At 71.6% G+C, this 19,794-nt stretch carries 10 protein-coding genes; 7 read left to right on the top strand and 3 right to left on the bottom strand.

Annotation, left to right across the window (positions count from 1 at the left end):
• Positions 1 to 86: 86 nt before the first annotated feature.
• Positions 87 to 1,436, bottom strand: a complete 1,350-nt coding sequence (locus tag AC1DX8_RS10750; RefSeq protein ID WP_477629917.1) for a recombinase family protein — start codon at positions 1,434 to 1,436, stop codon at positions 87 to 89.
• Positions 1,437 to 1,584: 148 nt separating this feature from the next.
• Between AC1DX8_RS10750 and AC1DX8_RS10745 the strand changes: the two genes are divergently transcribed.
• The 5 genes from AC1DX8_RS10745 to AC1DX8_RS10725 all read left to right on the top strand — a co-directional run bounded on the left by AC1DX8_RS10745 (position 1,585) and on the right by AC1DX8_RS10725 (position 6,532).
• Positions 1,585 to 1,794 carry a hypothetical protein gene (locus AC1DX8_RS10745; RefSeq protein WP_477629916.1) on the top strand — a complete coding sequence of 70 codons (210 nt, stop codon included), beginning with the start codon at positions 1,585 to 1,587 and terminating at the stop codon, positions 1,792 to 1,794.
• A gap of 8 nt (positions 1,795 to 1,802) precedes the next feature.
• On the top strand, positions 1,803 to 2,192 hold the full coding sequence (locus AC1DX8_RS10740; RefSeq protein WP_477629915.1) for a TadE family protein: 390 nt from the start codon (positions 1,803 to 1,805) through the stop codon (positions 2,190 to 2,192).
• Positions 2,192 to 2,653: a TadE/TadG family type IV pilus assembly protein gene (locus AC1DX8_RS10735; RefSeq protein ID WP_477629914.1), complete on the top strand. Its 462-nt coding sequence runs from the start codon at positions 2,192 to 2,194 to the stop codon at positions 2,651 to 2,653. Before AC1DX8_RS10740 ends, AC1DX8_RS10735 begins: the two co-directional genes overlap by 1 nt.
• Positions 2,654 to 2,730: 77 nt before the next feature.
• Positions 2,731 to 3,147: a pilus assembly protein TadG-related protein gene (locus AC1DX8_RS10730; RefSeq protein ID WP_477629913.1), complete on the top strand. Its 417-nt coding sequence runs from the start codon at positions 2,731 to 2,733 to the stop codon at positions 3,145 to 3,147.
• A 148-nt stretch (positions 3,148 to 3,295) separates the two neighbouring features.
• Entirely contained in the window at positions 3,296 to 6,532 is a 3,237-nt protein-coding gene (locus tag AC1DX8_RS10725) for a hypothetical protein (RefSeq protein WP_477629912.1), read from the top strand.
• Between the two features lie 21 nt (positions 6,533 to 6,553).
• Here the strand turns inward: AC1DX8_RS10725 and AC1DX8_RS10720 are convergent, their stop codons facing one another.
• Positions 6,554 to 6,676: a hypothetical protein gene (locus AC1DX8_RS10720; RefSeq protein WP_477629911.1), complete on the bottom strand. Its 123-nt coding sequence runs from the start codon at positions 6,674 to 6,676 to the stop codon at positions 6,554 to 6,556.
• 403 nt (positions 6,677 to 7,079) lie between these two features.
• Between AC1DX8_RS10720 and AC1DX8_RS10715 the strand changes: the two genes are divergently transcribed.
• Positions 7,080 to 13,853: a hypothetical protein gene (locus AC1DX8_RS10715; protein WP_477629910.1), complete on the top strand. Its 6,774-nt coding sequence runs from the start codon at positions 7,080 to 7,082 to the stop codon at positions 13,851 to 13,853.
• Positions 13,853 to 17,773 carry a hypothetical protein gene (locus AC1DX8_RS10710; RefSeq protein WP_477629909.1) on the top strand — a complete coding sequence of 1,307 codons (3,921 nt, stop codon included), beginning with the start codon at positions 13,853 to 13,855 and terminating at the stop codon, positions 17,771 to 17,773. Before AC1DX8_RS10715 ends, AC1DX8_RS10710 begins: the two co-directional genes overlap by 1 nt.
• Before the next feature lie 125 nt (positions 17,774 to 17,898).
• On the opposite strand, the gene AC1DX8_RS10705 is transcribed toward AC1DX8_RS10710, so the two are convergent.
• A complete protein-coding gene (locus AC1DX8_RS10705) occupies positions 17,899 to 19,659 on the bottom strand; it encodes an HNH endonuclease signature motif containing protein (RefSeq protein WP_477629908.1) in 1,761 nt (586 codons plus the stop codon).
• Positions 19,660 to 19,794 lie beyond the last annotated feature (135 nt).

Here is a 19,794-nt window from a genome sequence, read left to right as displayed (position 1 = left end):
GTGTTGTTTGGTCGCGATAACAACACCAACCTTACAGATTTTGTCGTGCACAAGTTTGCGCGAAATCCATTGTGCTGCAACGGAACTCACTGCCAAGCGATCTCCACGTCCTCTGGGTCGAACCGCTTGCCCTTCCCAGCCGGCAGGATCCGCACCGTCGCCAGCGTCCGCACGATCCGCCCCGCCTCAGGCAGCGACAGCCCCGACAGGGCCCCGATCGCGTCCCCGGCCCCCAGCACCCGCCCCAGAGGGCTCGCACCCACCGCAGCATCCACGCTGCGCTCCAGCTCCGCGATCCGCTCAGTCAACTTCGTCGCCTGCGCCCGCACCGCCTCGGCGGTCAACAGCCCCTCCGCGAGCATCATCGCCAGACCGTCGCGCCGGTCACGCAACTCCACGACCTCAGCCCGCAGCGTGTCAAGGTCGACGTCCGACGACAGCAAACGCGACACGACCCGAGGATCCGACAGCCGCAGGATCAACGCGGCCAGAACCGTCTTGTCCACGAGCTCCATGTGGCGGGTGCCGAAGCACTTACGGCACCGGTAGACCATGACGCCCTTGGCGTTCGGCTGCGCGTACATCAGCGCGTCGTCGCACCCCTCGCGGCCGCACCGGGCCGTGCCCGACAGGAAGTGCCTCAGCCGTGTCGACTCCGGGGCCGTGCGGCGTCGAGGGTCACGCAGCTTCGCGGCCAGCCGGTCGACCGTGCTGGCGTCAAGGATCGCCCCGTGCGCCGCGTCGCCGTAGTCGACGCCGTTGGACACCACGCGGCCAGCCGTCCGGTCAGACAGCAGCACCCGCCGCAGCGACGTCACCGACCACCGGGCGCCGGTAGAGGTCGTCACCCCGGCGTCGTTGAGGTCGCGCACGACAGCGCCCATCGTTTCCCCGGCAAGGATCCGGGCAGCCGCGTCGCGGATCACCTTCGCCTCGGCCTCCACGACGGCCACCACGCGACGCTGACGGTCGAACCCGAACGGTCTGCGCGTCCACCCCACGTCGCCCCTCTGCGCCCTCTGGCGCGTCGCTGCGCGCTGCCTCGTCGCCTTCTGCTCACCCTCGTACTGCGCCCACGCGACCACGGTCTTTGCCACCGCCCGACCGGCAGGGTTGCTCAGGTCGATGTGCCCCGAGTTCACCGCGTAGACATTCACCCCCAGGTCGATCACCCGCTCGAGGTCCTTGGAGAGCCGGACGAGCCGGTCGACGTGCCAGACGACGATCCGCCTGGGGTTGCTGGCGAGCAGATCCTCGAAGCCGGGGCGTCGCTTGCCGCTGGTGGCGCTGGTGTCGTTGTCGCTGAAGACCTCGCCCACCGTCCAGCCCTTCTCGGCGCAGAACTCGCGGCACTCCGCGAGCTGGCGGTCGACAGCAGCCCCTTCGCCGGAGCGGTCAAGGGACTGTCGGAGGTACAGGGTCGCGGTCGTCGTCATATGAACAGTGTATCTATGACGATTGATGTGCCGGTCGTCTTCCTCGTGCTCCCGATCACCGTGCTCTTCGCCGTCTTCCCGGGGTTCGCCTTTCTCCGGTTCCAGATCTGACCCCGATGACGCCTGTGCAGGACACGAGAGGAATGCCATGACACGTCTCCACCGAACTCTGCTGCGGTCCCAGCTGGCGCTGGCCCGGGCCGCCCGTCAGGCTGTGGTGCGCGGCGAACGCGGTGATGTGCCCGGGTGGGTGCTGATCACCCTGATGACCGCCGGTCTGGTGGCCGCCCTGTGGGCGGTCGCCGAGGACCAGCTCAAGGCGCTCTTCACGGACGCCCTCGACAGCGCCCGACGCTGAGTGTGCTGATGCCTGCCTCCCGCACGGGCGTCGAGTCCGGGTCGGCTGTGGCTGACTTCGTGCTCGTGTCGGCCCTGGTGTCGGTCCTGTTCGTGGCCGTGGTCCAGGTGGGGCTGACCCTCCACGTGCGCAACACGCTGATCTCGTGCGCCTCCGAGGGTGCCCGGCTCGGTGCGCGCGCGGGCTCGAGCCCGGGGCAGGGTGCCGAACGGACCCGCGAGCTCATCGCGGCGTCGCTGTCTTCGAGGTTCGCCCAGGACGTGACCGCTGACGTGGGCGTGGAGGAAGAGGTGCGGGTGGTGTCCGTGCACGTGCGGGCCCCGCTGCCCGTCCTCGGACTGCTCGGGCCGGACGACGGCTTCGACCTCGTCGGTCGTGCCTTCCTGGAGGAACAGTGATGACGACGACGCTCCGGCTCTCGAGGAGGCGTGCCCGGGGCGAGTGCGGAAGCGCGGTGGTGGAGTTCGTGTTCCTCACCGTGCTGCTGATGGTGCCGTTGTTCTACCTCGTGATGACCGTCTCGCGCGTCCAGTCCGGCTCGTATGCCGCGTCGGCGGCGGCACGGGAGGCGGGCCGCGCCTACGTCACGGCCGAGGACGAACCTGCGGCGCGGGCGCGGGCCGAGGCGGCCGCGCGAGTGGCGTTCGAGGACCAGGGATTCCGATCGAACCAGGCACGACTCAGCATGGTCTGCGACGGGACTCCGTGCCTGCGACCGGAGGGTCAGGTGGAGATGACCGCGACGGTCGCGGTCCCGTTGCCCTTGGTGCCGTCGTTCGCGCGACGGTTCGTGCCGCTCGAGATACCGATCACCACGAGCCACGTCGCCGTGGTCGATCGCTTCCGGGGCAAGCCGTGAAGGGGTCGCCCAGCAGCCGGTGCTGGAGTCGCCGGTCGCCCACCCGGCACGGTGCGACGGACCCCGAGTCGGGACAGGTGTCGCTGCTGATCCTGGGTTTCAGCGTGGTCGCGATCCTGCTGGTCGTCGGAACGGTGGCAGTGACCTCTGTCCAGCTGTCGCGGATGCGGCTCCTCGACGCAGCCGACGGGGCCGCACTCGATGCCGCCGACTCGCTCGACGTCGGGGCGTACCACCACGGCCTGGGTGGGGCCGTCGCGCTCAGTGACTCGACGGTCCGGCGCACCGCCGTCGACTACCTGGCGCAGCGGCCGCGCCCCGAGAGCCTGGTCGCCTGGCAGGTCAGCCGCGGGACGGGCAGCCCGGACGGTCAGACCGCCGTGGTGCGGATCTCCGGCGAGGCGCGGGTGCCGTTGGTGGGTGGTCTCCTCGAGTCGGTGGGCGGCTCGGTCACCATCACGGTGGAGTCGCGAGCGCGCGCTGATCTGGGCTAGTCGCGCCCTTCCCGTGCAGGGGGCGCACAGCGGACGGGTGCTGGGTCAAGTCACCTCCAACTCACTCAAATGACGGATAACCGTGAGTCTGGCGACTGTCACAGTGGAACCAGGCAGGCCCAGTCATGCAGGAATCGCGAGGTACGCCATGCCTGAACAGGACACACCCACGCCGCCCGAGTCGGTCCCCACCACACCGCGTGCACCGACGTTGCCCGCGATGGCGCTGCAGGGCGAGAAGCAGCGAAGAGCCACGCAGGTGCGGCCGTCCAAGGCCATGGAGCTGGGGGCGATCACCCGGGAGATGGACTCGGCCATCCACCTGGCCGGGGTGTGCGGGGTGGCGGTCTGGTTGCTCATCGCGCTGACTGCCCTGCGAGCGTCAGGTGTCTTCCCGCTCCCCCTCAGTGACGTGAGGTCGGATTCGTGGGCCGCCCAGGCGAGCAGCCCCTGGCCGCGCAGCGTCCAGGCCCTGCTGCTCCTGGTGGTCGCGACCCAGCTGGTCATGGTGCTGCTGGTGACCGAGCACCGCATCAACGAGGACGGTGCCCGCCAGCACTGGGAGGACCTTCCCCGATGGCTCCTGCGGTGGCAGCCGCAGCTGTCACGCATCAAGGCGTCGGTGGCGTTGTCCTTCGCGTTGTGGGTGCTGCGGGTGCTCGTGGTCGGCCTGGTCGCAGGAGCGATCGCCACGGACCTGTGGCGTCGTTCCTGGTGGGACGTGGTCGTCCTCGGGGTCATCGCCCAGCTGTTGACGTGGCGCGTCGTGCGCCTCACCGACCACGTGACGCGGACCTTCCGGGACACGTGGCGAGGGGTGACCGTCGAGGGCGCAGCGCAGGACGAGCGTGCAGTGACCGACGACGCGGGCGGTGCCAGCACCAGCGCCGCTACTGCCGCCGCTGTCACGGGGGCCGCCTCGCCGGAGCAGCCGTTCGTGATCGGAGCCTCCGGCGGCGGCATCCGGGCCGCCGCGTTCGCCCTCGGGGGGATCCACGCCATGCAGGACAACGCCTCCGCCCTGGGCATCAGGGAGGGCACTCCAGAGCCGCCGCTGTTCGCCGTCAGCGGCGGCAGCTACATCGGCGCCGCCCTGGCGCTGGTCCGGCGGTTCACCTACGGCGGCGGCAAGGAGCTGCCCGACCCGGCGATCGGGTGGGCCGACAGCTACCGTCCGGGCTCGGTGGAGCTGGAGCGGCTCCGTCGCCACACGCGGTACCTGTTCGAACCAGTGACGAGATGGCGTGACGGACTCGTGGCCCTGGTCCTGGGAGCCACCCTGAACGTGGTGCTGATCGGGCTGGTCCTGCTGGTCCTCACCTGGGTCAGCGCGACCCTCGCGGTGCTGGTGGGCATGAGCAAGGTGCAACGCAGCCGGGTGGACGGGCCACCGCTCGACCTCTTGTGGGCGTCGGGCTGGTCGGCGCGCGACTGGCTGGTGCTCCTGTCGCCGACCCTCGCCTGTCTCGTCGGGATCCTCTACCTCACGTGGCAGGACTGGGCCGTGACGAGCGCCTTCGACGACGTCGCCGAGCTGGGCCCCCAGCAGATGAAGACGCGCAACCGGGTGACGGTGTGGCGTCAGGGGTTGTTGGCCCTGGGGGTTGCCTGGCTGGTGGTGACGGCTGGCCTTCCCGCCGCGACCAAGGGGGTCACCTGGCTGACGACGAGCAACCAGCCGACCGCGATGGCCGCGGGCGTGCTCAACGGTCTCGGGTTCGGGGTCAAGGGCACGTGCACGCAGGCGATGGTGAACAACCTGCAGGAGGCTGTCGCGCGAGTCGGCGACGAGGCGCGGGTCAGCCCGGACACCGAGCGGACCGTCGACGCCGGGGCGTGCGGGCGGCAGACCACCGTCTCCCGCACCTTCGCGACGCAAGGCGACAACGACCCCTCCAACGACGTCGCGCCTGCAGCCCTCGACCGCGACGCGGCTGCCTCGCTCGGGTCGGGCTCGAAGGCGTCGCTGCAGGTGGGCAGCATCTCGGGCCTGTTGTTGGCCGTCATCGGCATGCTGAGCCGTGGCCCGTCGCCGGAGAGCAAGGCCGAGACGAAGCTGGTGACCCGCGCCCGACGATGGGTGCTGACCTGGTTGCCACTGACGATCGTGGCCGCGGTGGCGCTCTACCTCGTGCTGTTGTGGACCTTCCACTACCTGATCGAGCTCAAGGGTCCGGGGTGGGTGGACACCTTTGTCGCGTGGACCGCGACGCTGGCGGCCCTCGCGTGCGCGCTCGCCTACCTGGTCAACGCGAACGCCACCAGCATGCACAGCTTCTACCGGTCACGCCTGGCTGATGCCTTCTGCGTCGGCCGCGACAGCTCGGGTGGCTTCGCCGAGCAGCTGATCACCTCGAGGGTGTACAGCTTCTCCGACCTCGACGACGTCAACGTGAACCTGAACGTCGTGGCGACGTTGAACTCGAAGGCGTCGAACGAGACGCCGACCATGCGGGGCGGCTTCCCGGTCGTCTTCGGTCCACAGGACGTCACCGTGTTTCGCGAACAGGGCCGCACCCTGCAGGTGGGCGTGAAACGCTTCGAGGCCTTCGCAGGCGCGGGGCGGACCTCGGTCATGGCTGCGGTCGCCATCAGCGGCGCGGCCATCTCTCCGCTGATGGGCCGGTTCAACGTGCAGATGGCCCCGTACCGCTTCCTGCTGACCCTGTTCAACCTCCGCGTCGGCATGTGGGTCCGGAACCCGCTGCACGCCGCCGAGGGAAACAAGCCGCGCAAGCGCAACGGCCTGTGGCTCACGAGCAAGCCGGGTCTGGCGCAGATCGCCCTCGAGGCCGTTGGTCGGCTGTCCGCGGACGACCGGTGGATCTACCTGAGCGACGGAGGGCACCTCGACAACACCGCCCTCGTGGAGTGTGTCCGTCACTGCGTGCGCACGGGATCCAGCAGCCGGGTGCTCATCCTGGATGCCAGCAACGACCCGCCCGACACGTGGTCCGCGGTCGGTGACGCCATCGCGGTGATCCGTGCCGACCTCGGCCTCGACCTCGTGCGTCGGGACCCGCAGGACTGCGCGCCGTGGGTGCGTCGGTACACGGCCAGACGTCACGACGCCCCGGACCTCGACGTGCTCGTGGTCAAGTCCGTGCGGGTCGAACCGCGTACCGCCGACGCCGCCAACGCCGCCAACGCCGCGGACGCCGCCACCGCCTCAGGCACGGACTGGAACGCCCAGCTGCCACCGAACGTGCAGTCGTTCCAGCTGATCACCAAGGACTTCCCGCGCTCGTCCAYGGCCCGGCAGAAGTTCGGTGACCTCGAGTTCGAGGCCTACCGCGGCCTGGGGTACGCCTGCACGCACCAGGCCCTGGTGGGGGCGAACTGGATCGCCCAGCCCGACCCAGCGGACCTGGCCGCAGAGCGGTAGCACTCTCCGCCGCGGCTGGGCTCAGCCGTTCGAGACGCCGCCGAGGACTCGCCAGGAGCMACCGCGGAGGAGCTGGATGAGCTCCGCGCGCTCGACCTCGGTGAGCGTCCTGGTGTCGTCGTCCTGGTGGCTGGGATTGCGCATGCGGGAAGGTTAGCTGCGTCGCTCGCCGAGATGCCTCGCCCCGCTGGTGGACGCCCAAGTTCCACCAAAGAGGGGAGAAGTCGGGGCCGAATGGCCGACGGCTGAAACTGGGACAATCGGGAAATGTCGGGCGCGAAGGGTCAACTGGCTCCGGGTGACGATTTGCGACACGGTCCGACGGGGGCGACCGGTGGTGCCGTGAATGTCGAGGTTTGGGTCGGGCCTGGTGGCGGCTCTGTGACAGGGCGTTGACCACCGACTCCCGCCACTGGTTACCTGCGTAGCGCACCACTGGCTTGCATTCGCTTGGAGTGGCTACGAGGGGACCCGCAGCCAGCTCGCACCGGACGGTCGGCCTGCCGCCGTCCTCCCGAGGTTCGCGCCGCCCATGGGGAGGTGTGCTGTGACGCTGTGGGACGACGTTCCCGCCGGCGCGCGCAGCTCTGGCGCCCTCGACCAGGTGCGTCCCCTGCTCCAGGGGCTGAACGGCACCGACGACGGGCTGCAGACCGATGCGGACGGCACCTGGCACGTCTACACCGCGACGGGTACGTGGCCGACGCCGATCACCCTCGACCCGGGTTCTGGCGGCTTCGGCAACGGCGGCACCACCTCGACGACGCCCATCGAGTTCCCCGATCCGAGCGTCAGCGTCGAGCTGGGCCTGCACCAGACCGGCGGCGTCGGTGACGGCGGGTGGCGGGTCACCTTGTCGGTGCCGATCGTGCTGGTGCGACTCCCGTTCCTGCGCGGGGCGGACCTCGACGGCCAGGGCCAGCTGCGCGCCAACGGTATGCCGGTCACGTTCACGCTCCCCGCCCTTCGGATCCGCGCCAAGCAGCTCGCCGGCCAGTCGGTCGGCGTCGAGCTGCTGTCGGCCGAGACCGGCGGCACGCCGGTCGACCACATCTACGAGTTCATCTCGATGAACCCGCCCTACGCGCTCGTCGGCCCCTCCGACGTCGTCGGCTTCGCGTTCCGCACCGCCGTCCTCGACCTGTCGGGCACCGCCGGCCCCACCGTCCCGGCCGTCCCCGCCGAGGCCCGCTCGATGCCCGCCGACTGGCAGGGGTTCTACCTCCCCGAGGCGCGGCTCTTCGTGGCCCCGACGGGCCTGCAGGGCATCGCCGTCAGCGCCGGGGTGCGCAACCTGTGGATCGGCCTCGGCGTGCACGCGGGCGTCACCGGCATCTTCGAGGCCGAGGTCGTCAACCGCGGAGGCACACCGGCCCTCTCGGTGAGCTTCCGGACGGCGTCGGGGGAGTGGATCGGTGACCCGGGCACCGGCGCGGCCGAGCTGCCCGAGCACGCCACGCTCTTCGTCGACACCGCGGGTGGGTTGGCGCCGATCACGATCAGCATCAGCGTCGATGGCACCGTCACCGCCGACGACCGGGTCGAGCTCACCGTCCCGTCCAGCGGCAACCTCAGCATCACGGTGACCGCCACCGACGGCGCCGGCAACCCGACCACCCGCACCTTCACCGTCGTTCGCCGCAGTGCGACGAGCGCCGCAGGCGCCGGTTCGTCGACCGTCACCGTGACCCCGACGAACATCCGGCCCCACGGCATACGAAGGGTGTCGGAGACCGCCACCCACGTGAAGCTGACGACCGACCCGCCCGTGGCTGCGAACTGGAGCTGGGCCGGCGGGACGGCTGGTCCGTCGGTCGAGGCAGACGTCCCCGTCGCGACCGGCGCGCGGGTCGACGTCACGGCCACCCTGCCACCCACCCAGCCGCAGGCGGTCGACGCCTACTTCCGGTTCGCCAAGCCCGACCCCTTCAACACCAGCACGGGTGCCCCCAACAACTGCGCAGTGTGTGGCCGACCCGCCACTCCCGTGCACCTCTACGCCACCAACTCCTCCAACGTCGGGACCGCCAGCGCACCGACCCAGGGGACCGCTCCCACTGGTGGCGCCCTCCTCGACGCGATCACCCCGCAGGTCGTCACCGAGATCGGCGCGGCCACCGCGCTCACCGTCAAGGGCTACGCGTCGTGGGAGGGGCCGTCGCACGACTCGTCGAGCGACGCGACCTACAACCGCCTGCTCAGCGAGCGCCGCCGTGACGTGCTCGTCGAGCTGTTGCTGCACCAGGGATTCACGAACGTCACCGCCGGCACCGCCGACGGGTTCACCCAGGCCAAGGCCCAGACCACGTCCGCGGAGGGAACCACCCCGCCCCCAGCTGCCGGCAGCGGCGCCTGGTGGCGGGCCCGCGCGACCACGGCCGGCAACGGCCGGGAGACCATCACCGCACGGGTGGAGAGAGTCGTGCGGCCACCGGCCCGCGAGGTGGACCGCACGCCGCCGACCGGTGGCCGCCCTGACTGCTTCCGCAAGCTCGGCGTGCGGGTCGAGCTCTTGCGCAGCACCTTCATCAGAGCGGAGGTCTACGGCGAGTTCGACATCGAGACGGCCGCCGAGACCGCGCTGCGCCAGCACTCCCAACCCGCGCTGCGCACCGGGCCGCGCAACCCCTCCGACGGCATCTGCACCTTCCTCGTGCGGCTGCGGATCGCTGAGGACCGCGAGTCCTGGCTGGTCAGCGCCGAGTTCCGCGCGGCCGAGGCCGACCTCGACGGGCTGGCCCAGATGGACCTCGCGCACTCCAACGAGACCGCCCTCAACGTGCTCGGCGCGCTCAGCGTCCTCGCGCCACTCAGCTCTGCCGCCGCCGAGCTCTCGCCCGCGGCCGGGGCGCTCGTCTCCCTCGGCAGCATCGCGCTCGGTGCGAGCAGCCTGATCAAGACCCAGAAGCTCATCCTCCGCGGGGGCGAGCTCGTCGTCAGCCAGGGCATCATCGCCCCGGACGGCTCGGCCACCGTCGACCCGCGCGGCACGACCGTCAGCGTGCTGCTCGACATCGAGGTCACGTTCACCTTCGACCTCACCATCGTCAAGGTGAACCCCGACCACCCGGTCACCACGCGCTACAAGGCGATCGGGGTGCGGTCGTCGTGGAACACCGCGCCCGACCCGGCCCACCCGGGTCACGTCGACTACCTGCCCATCCCGGTGTTCGACCCCAGCAAGGGGTACAGCCTGGACATCCCGGCCGGCGCGCTCAGCGCCAGCCCGCCGCTCGACGAGCTGCTGCGGGTGCTGGGCTTCCGGGTCAGCCGCGACAACCCGACCTACATGGAGGTCGAGGTCGGCCTCGGGCTGGACCTCGGCATCGTCACCGTCGACACGGTGCGGATCAGGGCACGGCTCGACGGACCGTTCGAGCTCACCCTCACCAAGCTCGCCGCCTCGCTCGACGTGCCCGGCGTCCTGCACGGCAAGGGCTCGCTGGAGTTCACGCCGCTCGGGTTCAAGGGCTACTTCGACCTCACCGTGACCCCGATCAGCCTGAGGGCCAGCGCGGTCCTCGCGGTCGAGACCAAGAACGGTGTCACCGGGGTGCTCATCGGCGCCGAGGTCGAGCTGCCCGTGCCCTTGCTCCTCGGTAACTCGGGACTGGGCATCTACGGCTTCCTCGGCGGCGTCGGCATCAACTACGCGCGCGACGAATCGCCTTACGCCACAAGGCCTGTGCCATCCCTCGACTGGCTCCAGGCCCAGCTGCAGCGCGGGCACGTCATGCACCCTGACGGCTGGACCCACACGGCTGGCTCCTACGCGTTCGCGGCGGGCATGCTCCTCGGCACCGTCGACGGCGGGTTCGTCGTCCACCTCAAGGGCATCATCCTCATCGAGGTGCCCGGACCGCGGTTGCTGCTGGTGATGAAGGCCGACGTCCTCAAGCTGCCCCCGGTGCTCAAGGACGCCAGCCAGAGCGCGACGTTCCTCGCGGTCCTCGACATCGACTTCGGCCGGGGCACGATCACGCTCGGCATCGTGGCGGCATACGAGATCCAGAAGCTGCTGAAGATCAGGGTGCCGGTCAAGGCGTTCTTCGACACCCGCAACCCGCAGAACTGGCTCGTGGACCTCGGGTCCTACGACGACCGGGTGACGGTCGAGGTGCTGGACGTCATCACGGGCAGCGGCTACCTCATGGTGCACGGCAACGGCATCAACATCCCGGTGCTCCCGCCCGTCACCGGTGGCATGGCGATCGCGACCGGGTTCCACATCAGCTGCGTGCTCATGGGCAGCAAGAGCATCGGGCTCTACCTCGAGGTCGCCGGTGGCTTCGACGCGATCCTCGGCTTCGACCCGTTCTTCCTCGCCGGCAAGATCTACGTCCGCGGCGAGCTGCGGCTGTTCATCATCAGCATCGGGGCCAGCGCCGAGCTCGACGTGCTCGTCGGCCGCACCACCCCGAGCAGCCCCGACATCACCTACGTCCACGGTGAGGTGTGCGGCGAGGTCGACTTCTTCTTCTTCTCCGTCAAGGGCTGCGTCTCCCTCACGATCGGCAACCCACCGTCGGAGACCCTGACCCCGCCACCTCTCGTCGCCGGCGTCAGCCTGGTGTCGCGGTCGCCCGCCCTCGTCGAGGGCACCGGGGCCGAGCGCGCCATCGACGGCAAGCTCGCCGACGCCCTGGAGACCGGCGCCAGCGGCACACCCCCCTCGGTGCCGCTGGACGCCATCCCCGTCGTGCTCTTCAACACCGCCCCCGCCGTCGGTGGCCCCGTCATGGGTGGCACCCCGCTCGGCGCCAGCGGCGCGCAGCCGTGGGTGCGACTCGGCGACCGGTGGTGGACCTACGAGATCACGGGAGTGACGCTCACCGGCGACCTGCAACCGGCGCCCCCCGCCGGCAAGACGCCGAGCTCGTGGTGGAAGCAGACCTCGCCCGCCGACCCGTCCTCGGGGCCGGCACTTGCCCTGCTCAACTGGCTCCCCACGCCGTTCAGCCGCGCGCTGCCGTACGGCGAGACGCTCACCACGAGCGTCACCGACCGGTGGGGGACCGTCTGCAACCCGGCCGCCCCGCCCGCGCCGGTGCTCTGGACGTTCGACCGCAAGCCGCCCGGGCCGAGCAGTGTCGGCTGGAGCCTCGACGGCATTCCCTGGCCCGACCCGCCTGACACGTTGCGCACCCGGCCCGTGCACGGTGAGTGCGACGTCACCGAGGCCTGGCGCACCGGCGACCCGGCGATCGACATCCTCCAGGGCACCACGCCGGCGGTCGTGCTCGGTGACTCGGTGCGCTGCTGCAAGCCCCGCCGCGGACGCGACGTGCCCGACCCGCTCAAGGCGTGGGTCGCGACCGCGGGCACGGTGTGGTCGAGCCGCGCCACGGCCACCGACGACAGCGCGCTCGGCGAGGTGGCGCAGGCGCTGGCGGGCGGTGCCAGCCTCGGGGACGTCCAGGCCGTCCGGTTGGCCCAGGGGTGGGACCCGCAGCTCGACCGTGCGGCCACCACGGGGCTCGGCTGCGAAGGACGGATCCTGCGCTCCCCGGTGCGCGACTCCGACCAACCGGCCCCGCTCGGCACCGAAGCGGACATGGAGCGCGTCAAGCGCGCCTGGGCGCGCCTCAAGTTCACGCCCAGCGACTTGCGCGACCTGCTGCGGATCCGTCCCGACGGCGGCGCCGGCGACCTCACCATGCTGCTGCTCGTGCCCGAGGAGGTCTTCGTGCAGCGGCTCGTGGTCCGGTGGCTCGACGACAAGGGCAACGTCCTCGACCAGCGTGGCCTCGACTCCGGCGACCGCCTCGACAGCGACAACCCGTTGCCTGCGGCGTGGGTCGACGGGAACGGCCCGTGGTTCGACCCGGTATGCCGCGCCGGCCAGGTCGCGGCGCGCGTCGCGTCCCGCTCCACCTGGCCGCAGACGCTGCTGCTCGTGCACTCGCGGGACCTCCAAGGGGTCGCAACGGTCGAGATCGGTTGGGACACAGAGCGTTTCCCCAAGGACCAGCAACCGCCCGCGTTCCACCTGGTGGCCATGACTGGCGTGCTCACCAGTGAGGCCAGCCGCTGGTCGTGGGACACCTCGGTGGTGACCAGCGAGCAGGAGGCCATCTCGACCGCCCTCACGCAGGACCCCGACGACCACGCCCTCCTCGTGCCCGGTCGCGCCTACACGGTGGCTGTCGACTGGCGCGCTGCCTCGGTGAAGCAGGACAGCGAACCGACCTCCGCACCCTCGTGGGACGGGGGGCACACCGACAGCTACCGGTTCACCGCCGACGGCGCGGACAAGTCGCCGAAGGACCTGTCGCCCTGGCTGCTCGCCTCCGCTCCCGGCATGGACGACGTCGGCGTCCTGTGTGCCGAGCCGATCCGGATCGCCCTCGCCACCCAGAACGTGGCCGCCCTGTTCGACGCCTACGACAAGGAGCTGCGGGTCATCGTGCTGTCGGCCTCCGGCAAGCACCCGGCTCCCCCCGGTGGCGGGGCTCCCGGCACCGGCTTCACCGTGCCCCTGGTCGCCGACGGGGTGCACCTGAAGAAGCTCAAGGGCATGGTGGTGTCGACCCCGTGGGAGGAGGCCGTGCTCGAGGTGCTCGGGGAGGGGCAACGATGCATCGACCTCAGTGGCGAGCGGGTCCGCCACGACGTGCTCGAGCTGCCGTACGACCTCGAGCCGCTCACCGACTACCTCATCGACGTGCACGCGGTGCCGAAGGGGTCGCCAGCGAGCGCTCGAGGGCTGGTCCACCGGATCGGCTTCACCACCAGTGCTTTCGGCACCGTCGCGCAGCTGGCGGACCTGCTGCGCGAGGCGCGCTGGCGGCATACCGTCGTCCCGGCGATCGGGCCGCTCGCGGCCCTGCCGGACGCCCCGACCGGTGACCAGCTCGATGCGGCGTTCCAGGCAGCCGGGCTCACCACGCCCCAGACGCCGGGTGCGCCGAGCGTGCAGGTGCTCTGGTCGACCGACACCACACCCACCCCGCTCGCGCTGGTCGTCGAGTGCAGCGAGACGCTGTGGCGCTCCCGGCTCATGCCGACCCAGGTGCAGGGCCCGATCGACTCCGTCGACCCGACCCACCACTGGTGGGCGGCGCGGATGACCGACTGGCTGTCGCTCAAGCCCAGCACCGCTGCAGCGCCCCCCGGTGCGCTCCCGACGGCGGGGATCACCCGCATCATCCGCGGGCCGGGCCTGGGCCGAGCGATCGTCCTCCTCGCCCCGGGGGCACGGGGCACTCGAGCCACCCTCGACCTGGTCGTCGCTGCGGACGCCCTCGCGGGCAGCGCCGAGTCGCGGGCGGTGGCCGTGGACGTCCCGATGCAGCGCGCACCCTGGGAGGAGGAGCTCTGATGGCACGCAGGTCCGACGCGTCACGCTTCCGCGCCAAGGCCGTCCGGCTGCCCTGGGCCACCCTCGCTGCCCGCCAACGGGAGCAGCTCCGCCAGTTCGGACCGGGGGCGATGGACGCTGGCGGTTTCGACACCGGGGTGCTCGCGTCGCACGCCGCCACCCACGTGACGCCAGGCATCGCCGCCTTCGACGACCGCCAGCTCAAGCTGCGCTCGCTCGACATCCACCTCACCTGGGCGTGCGGACCCGGGCTGGGGGTGCCCCGAGGACCGTTCACCGTGTGGACCCGCAGCCCCAAGGACGCGCCCAAGCGCGCGCGGACCACCGTCTCCGGCGACCGCATCCCGTTCGTCACGTGGGGTCCGGTCGAGGCCGGGTGCGTGCGGGTCACCTGTCGTCCGCTGGATCCCGCTGTGCCCGTGGCGGTCTACCTCTTCCGCAGCGGCGATGATGCCGACCACGCGGTCGCGGCCGGGTCGGTCCAGCCGCTCAACGCCGACCCCCTCAGCATCACCGTCCGCACCTCGGGCGCGACCTACGCCAAGGTCTGGAACGGCACCGACATCAGCGTGGCGATCCAGCCCCTCGCCGACATCGTCGACGACCCGTCGTGGCGGCCGTTGGAGGTCGTCGGGTTGCCCGTGGACCAGCCGAGCGCCGGGTTCGAGTACGACACCAGCGACCAGGGCCCGATCGCCACCCCGATGTCCCCGGTCGACGCCGCCGTCCACCGCCTCCTGCGGGGTGGCCCGCCCATCGGCTGGGGTCCGCTCACCGAGGTCGGCCGGGTGGCGCCGCCGTGGACGGCCCCCGACCCCAAGCTGCTCGTCGAGGAGGTGCGCCGCGACCTGTTCCCCGAGCTGCCGCCGCTGTACGACCTGTCCGTGCGGGAGTACCAGCAGTTCGCCGTCACCAGCCCGCGCGTGGTCGACCCACCACAGCAGGACGGGCGCACCTCGTCGCTCACGACCCAGGCTGACACGGGGCCCTGGCCGATGCTCATGCTCCCCGCGCTGAGCGACCCGTTCCTCAACCTCGCCACCGGCTTCGGGGCGTCGTACTCGATGGAACGGCTCGACGACCTCCAAGTGGCCGTGGGCCACTGCGACTTCCTCGTCACCGGCAGGTACTCGCGGCTCGCCCCACCGGACCGTGGAGGGGCCGAGTTCGCCGCCTACGCGCCAGCTCCCGAACCGCACCTGGTCGTGCCGACGCCGACGGCGCTGCTGTCGGAGCGCGCGGGCCTGGTCGGGCCGATCACTCCCGACGCCCCCTGGCGGGAGTCGATCCGGCTCACCTGGGACCGCGTGCCCAAGAACGCCGCGACCTCGCCGGTCACCGAGTCGGCGCTCGCGCGGTACGACCTCGGCAGTGCCGGGGCGGCCCAGTCGCTGCTGCCCAAGCGTGGTGCGGGGGGAGACCGGCCACTCCTCATCAGCCCCGACGGCACCGAGGGCAACACCGGGTTCAACCGGGTGGCGCTGGTCGACGGTGGCCAGGAGATCCCGATCGGCAGCGGTGGGCGGCACGTCGGGTATGCCGTGGCGGTCAGCGACGTGCACGGCATCTGGTCGCCCTGGCAGGACGTCACGTGGGACGGCACCGAGCCGGCTCCCCAACCCACCCGCCTCATCTCGGTCGCCCTCGACACCCACTACGCCGGCAGCGCCACCTGCCCGGGCACGCTCAAGGCGGAGGTCGCCGTCGAGTGGCTCGAGCGCACGCCCACGCAGGTCGACATCGTCGCCATGTACTTCCCCATGGCGACGCCGAACGACAAGCCTCCGGTGGGCATGTGGCCCGACAACCCCACCCCCACGACGCCCACGGGTTGCTTCCGTCGCGACCTCGGCTTCACCTTCTCGGGTGACACGCCCGTGCCGAGCGGGTGCACGGTGCAGCCCCTCAGCGCCGATGGCACGGAGGTCGTCACCCCCGGTCCCGGCCAGGGCGACGGCGGACGTCGGTATGCCGTCGTGGCCGACGTCCCGTCCCTCGACTTCGGCAGCACCAGCCGGTGGGGGGTCCAGGTCTGGGCGCGGCGACACCTCCTGGTCGGGTCCAGCCCGACCCCTTGGTCGCCGGTGGACCCGAACCCCGCTCGCACCAGTGCCGCCAGTCCTGTGCCCGTCGTCCCGCTGCCGCCACCGCCGCTGCCCGGCGTGCCCCTCGGCAGCACCGTCGATGCGCAGGGCTGCAGCCACGTGCGGGTGGCGTGGTCGCTGCCCGGCGGTGCCGATGTGCGCACCTGCATCATCTGGGAGGTCAACGAGACGTCACTGCGCCAGCGCGCAGGTCTGCCCGCGCGAGCGCCGGACGCCACCGTGCCGGGTCAGCGGCTGCTCGACCTGCGCAACGCCTACGACGCCATGACCCCCACGCAGCGTCGCGCCTCCTTCCGCCGACTCGTGGAGGTCGACGGGGCCGTCCGCGCGCACGACGTGACCCTGCCCAAGGGCAGCAACGACATCCACCTCTTCGTCGTCACGACGATGACCAAGACCGGCATCGAGAGCCCCTGGCCGTCCAGCGGCACCCCGCACGAGCACTTCCAAGCCGTGATGGCCCCGCGGCTGCGCCGCCCCGCGCCTCCTGTCGCGCGACCGTCGATCGCCGTCGACGGCACCGTCACCATCAGCCTGTATGCCGCGAGTGCCATTGCGGTGCAACGCTTCCTGATCTACCGGACCACCTCGGACGAGGCGGCCCGCGAGGTCTCGACGATGGGTCCGGCCTTCGCCGACGTCACGGTGACGACGGTCCCGTCACCGACGGACGTCGACCCCGTGCTGGGGCAGCCCATCTACTCGGCGACGTGGACGGGCACCCTCCCGGGCAGGTGGGACCAGTGGCTGCTGCGTGCCGTTGCCGTGCCCGTCGATGTCGTGCCGCAGAAGGGCGAACGCGGACTGCCGTCACCGGCCTCCGACGTGGTCGCCCTGCTCGTGCCGCCCGGGCCGCCCGAGCTCGAACCGCTGGCCGCCGACGTGTGGGGGCCGGACCACCGGGGTGTCGTGGTGCGGTCGGCCACGACGGCGCCACCGAGGGTGCTGCCCGCCGGGGTCCACCGGCTCGATGGCGAGGCGGGCGCCCAGGCCGTGGCGTCGATCGAGCTGCAGGCGGTGCCGACCACCCCGCTCGCCAGTGCCCCCGCTGCGGCAGCGACCACCCCGGTGCTCGAGCAGGGGGCTCGGGCGGCGGGTCGCTCACCACTTGCCCTGTGGTTCACCCGCCCGGTGGCCGCCGATCCGGTGGACGTGCGGGTGCGCTTGGTCGACCCGTTCGGGCGCGAGGTGGTCCGCGAGCTGACCGTGCCCGGGTGGGTGCCGCCACCACCGGACGTGACCGTCTCGATCGTCGACGTGTTCGCGATCGCCGGGCGGGGCGTGCACCTGGGCATCATCACCACTGCGAGCTACCGCCGCAGGCCGCCCTACGTGATGGAGATCGTCGCCCAGCAGCGGTTGCTCGGTCCGCTCCCGATACCGGTCGGCCCGGGGCCGGTCGGTCCGATACCGGTCGGTCCGGGGCCGATCGGTCCCGGTGGGATCGAGCCCGGGCCGCTGCCGCCGGGACCGATCGTGCCCGAGCCCTTCCCCGGACGGCTCCCCGGTCCACTGCCCGGCGAAGGGGTCCGCCCCGGCGGTCCCTTCCTGCCGCGCGAGCCCTTCCGGCCGCCGGTCGGTCCGGGGCTGCGACCACGGACCCTCTCCGGGTCGTTCCCCCTCGACGAGATCCCGCTGGCGTCGGGCGGGTTCCCCCGAACCACCGAGATCGTCGTCGTGCGCAACCGGCCTCGCCGCGGGCTCAACCCCCCGCCGCCGTACGAAGCCTTCATCCCGCTGTCCGGCCCCTTGCGCATCACCGTGTCGATCATCGCCCCCGACGGCCAGCGGGTCACCGACGTCCACACCGGCTGATCGACCCACGTGCGGCCACCGGTGCCGCATGCTGGCGCCGGATCTGGGGATCGGTGCCGCACCCCTGGCCAGGAGTCGGGAGGTGGTGGCTCAGCGGAGCGGTCGGACGCCAGGCCGCGCTGAGGTCAGGCTGCGAGGGCCAGCAGGCGTTCGAGGTGCTGTTCGAGGGCTGACCAGGAGTTCACTGCCACTGCCGGTTTCCGGGCTGGGTCGAGGTCGGCCCAGTCGGGCGGGGCAGGCGGGGTGTGCGGGCTCTCGGGTGGGTCGTCGGGGAGGCAGTGTTCGGCACCGAGGAGGTCGGCCGGGGTCATGCCGACGGGCAACCCCGGCAGCCACCCACGGCGGAGGTCGTGCCGCCGCTGGGGATCCAGCCCGTCAGTGAGCTGCAGGTCGGCGCGGATCCCGTGGGGTCGAGGCTCCGTGACCCAGCTGCGCCCGTCCGGGGCCCGCCAGGTCACCGTGCCGTTGGTGGAAAGGCTCAGCGTCCACCCGCCGTGGTGCTTGAACCCGTGGTGGGTGCGGCACAGGCAGACGAGGTTGGCGGGGTCGGTGGGGCCGTGCGGGAAGGCGACGACGTGATCCAGATCGGTGTTGCGGGCGGGCACGTTGCACCCGGGGAACCTGCAGCCGCCATCCCTCGACCGGACCCGCCGCCGGACCGAGGCGCTCGGTCTGTAGGTGGTGGGGTCCTGCACGATCGAACCGTCCGGGTCGAGGCGCGCCAGCCGAAGTGCGACGTCGGGGTCGCTGAGCAGCCTCGCCACGACCTCAGGGGCGAGTGCGCCGTGTCGTGGGTCGTCGACGACCCCGGGAATGACCCAGCGGACGGTCTGCCCCTGCGTGCGCTGACGAACCTCGTCCGAGCCTGCTGACGGGTGCGCGCCTGCCGACGGGTGCGCGCCTGCCGACGTGTCCGGGTCGGGCGTCGGGTCAGCGGGTGCCGACGCGTGGCCGGACTGCGACGCGACGAGCACTGCCGTGGCCGGGAGGGCCGGCACCAGCAGCTCGACCACCGTCGACACCTCAGCGCTGGAGAGCACGAGGTCGGTCAGCGCATCCGCCCGCGCGGCGTCGATCGGGGCGCCGGGGTTGGCCCGCGCGTAGTCACCGGCCAGCGCGTCGACCGCCGCGGCCATCCGCCGGCTGGCGTCGGTGGGGACGGTCACGACCCAGCGAGCCATGCCGGGGTTGCCGCGGTCGGGCTGGATGACGACCCGGCGGCCGTCCCTGGCACGGGCGGCGGCCGTCTCCTCGCTGGACGGGTCGAGCTCGCGGGCGATCTTGGTCGCCCGGCTCGCGAGCTCGGCGCGCGACAGCTCACGCACCCGGTCGGACACCACGACGTACTCGCCGGTGACCTCGTCGACCGAGGACTCGAGGACCAGTGCCTCGAAGGCGCCGCGCAGCTCCGCCGGCACCGACAGGCCCGCCTCGACCACCACCTCAGTGCGGCGACGCTCGAGGTCGCCGTCCCAGGCGGCGTCGAACGTCGCACCGAACTCGCAGGCCAGCCATCGCGCCGCGACCAGACGGCGCTGCACCGTGCGCGTCGCGCAGTGCAGGGCGGGGGACAGGGCCGAGGCCACCAGCCCGTGGGTGTCGATCCCGGCGGCTCCCACCGACAGACCCGACTCCTCGAGTCGTCGGAAGTGGTCGTCCTCGACGCGAGCCGCGAGGGTGTCCATGGCGAGCGACTGGCGAGACTCGACGGCGGCCGCCACCCGCTCGCAGGCCACGATGTAGGCCTCTGCCTCGCTCCGGTCAAGCGCCGCGACGTCGGACTTCGAGAGCGCGAACACGGCCGCCGCGAGGACCGTCGGGTCGGCGTCGCGCACGATGGCGGCGGTGAGCGAGCCGGAGCCGAACGAGGGCGTCGCCGACGACACCGCTCTCGTACTTGTCCAACCGCGCACAGCCATCAACCCCCCGGTCATCACGATCCATCGCTACGATCCACTACTTCGAACGTGTGTTCGAAGTCTATTCAGGGCAAACGCGGCCTGTCAACCCGATGGATCCAC

This window comes from Pedococcus sp. P2_A3, assembly GCF_056405035.1.
The sequence above is the reverse complement of the archived record's forward strand: the minus strand, read 5'-3'. Positions and strand labels throughout refer to the sequence as shown.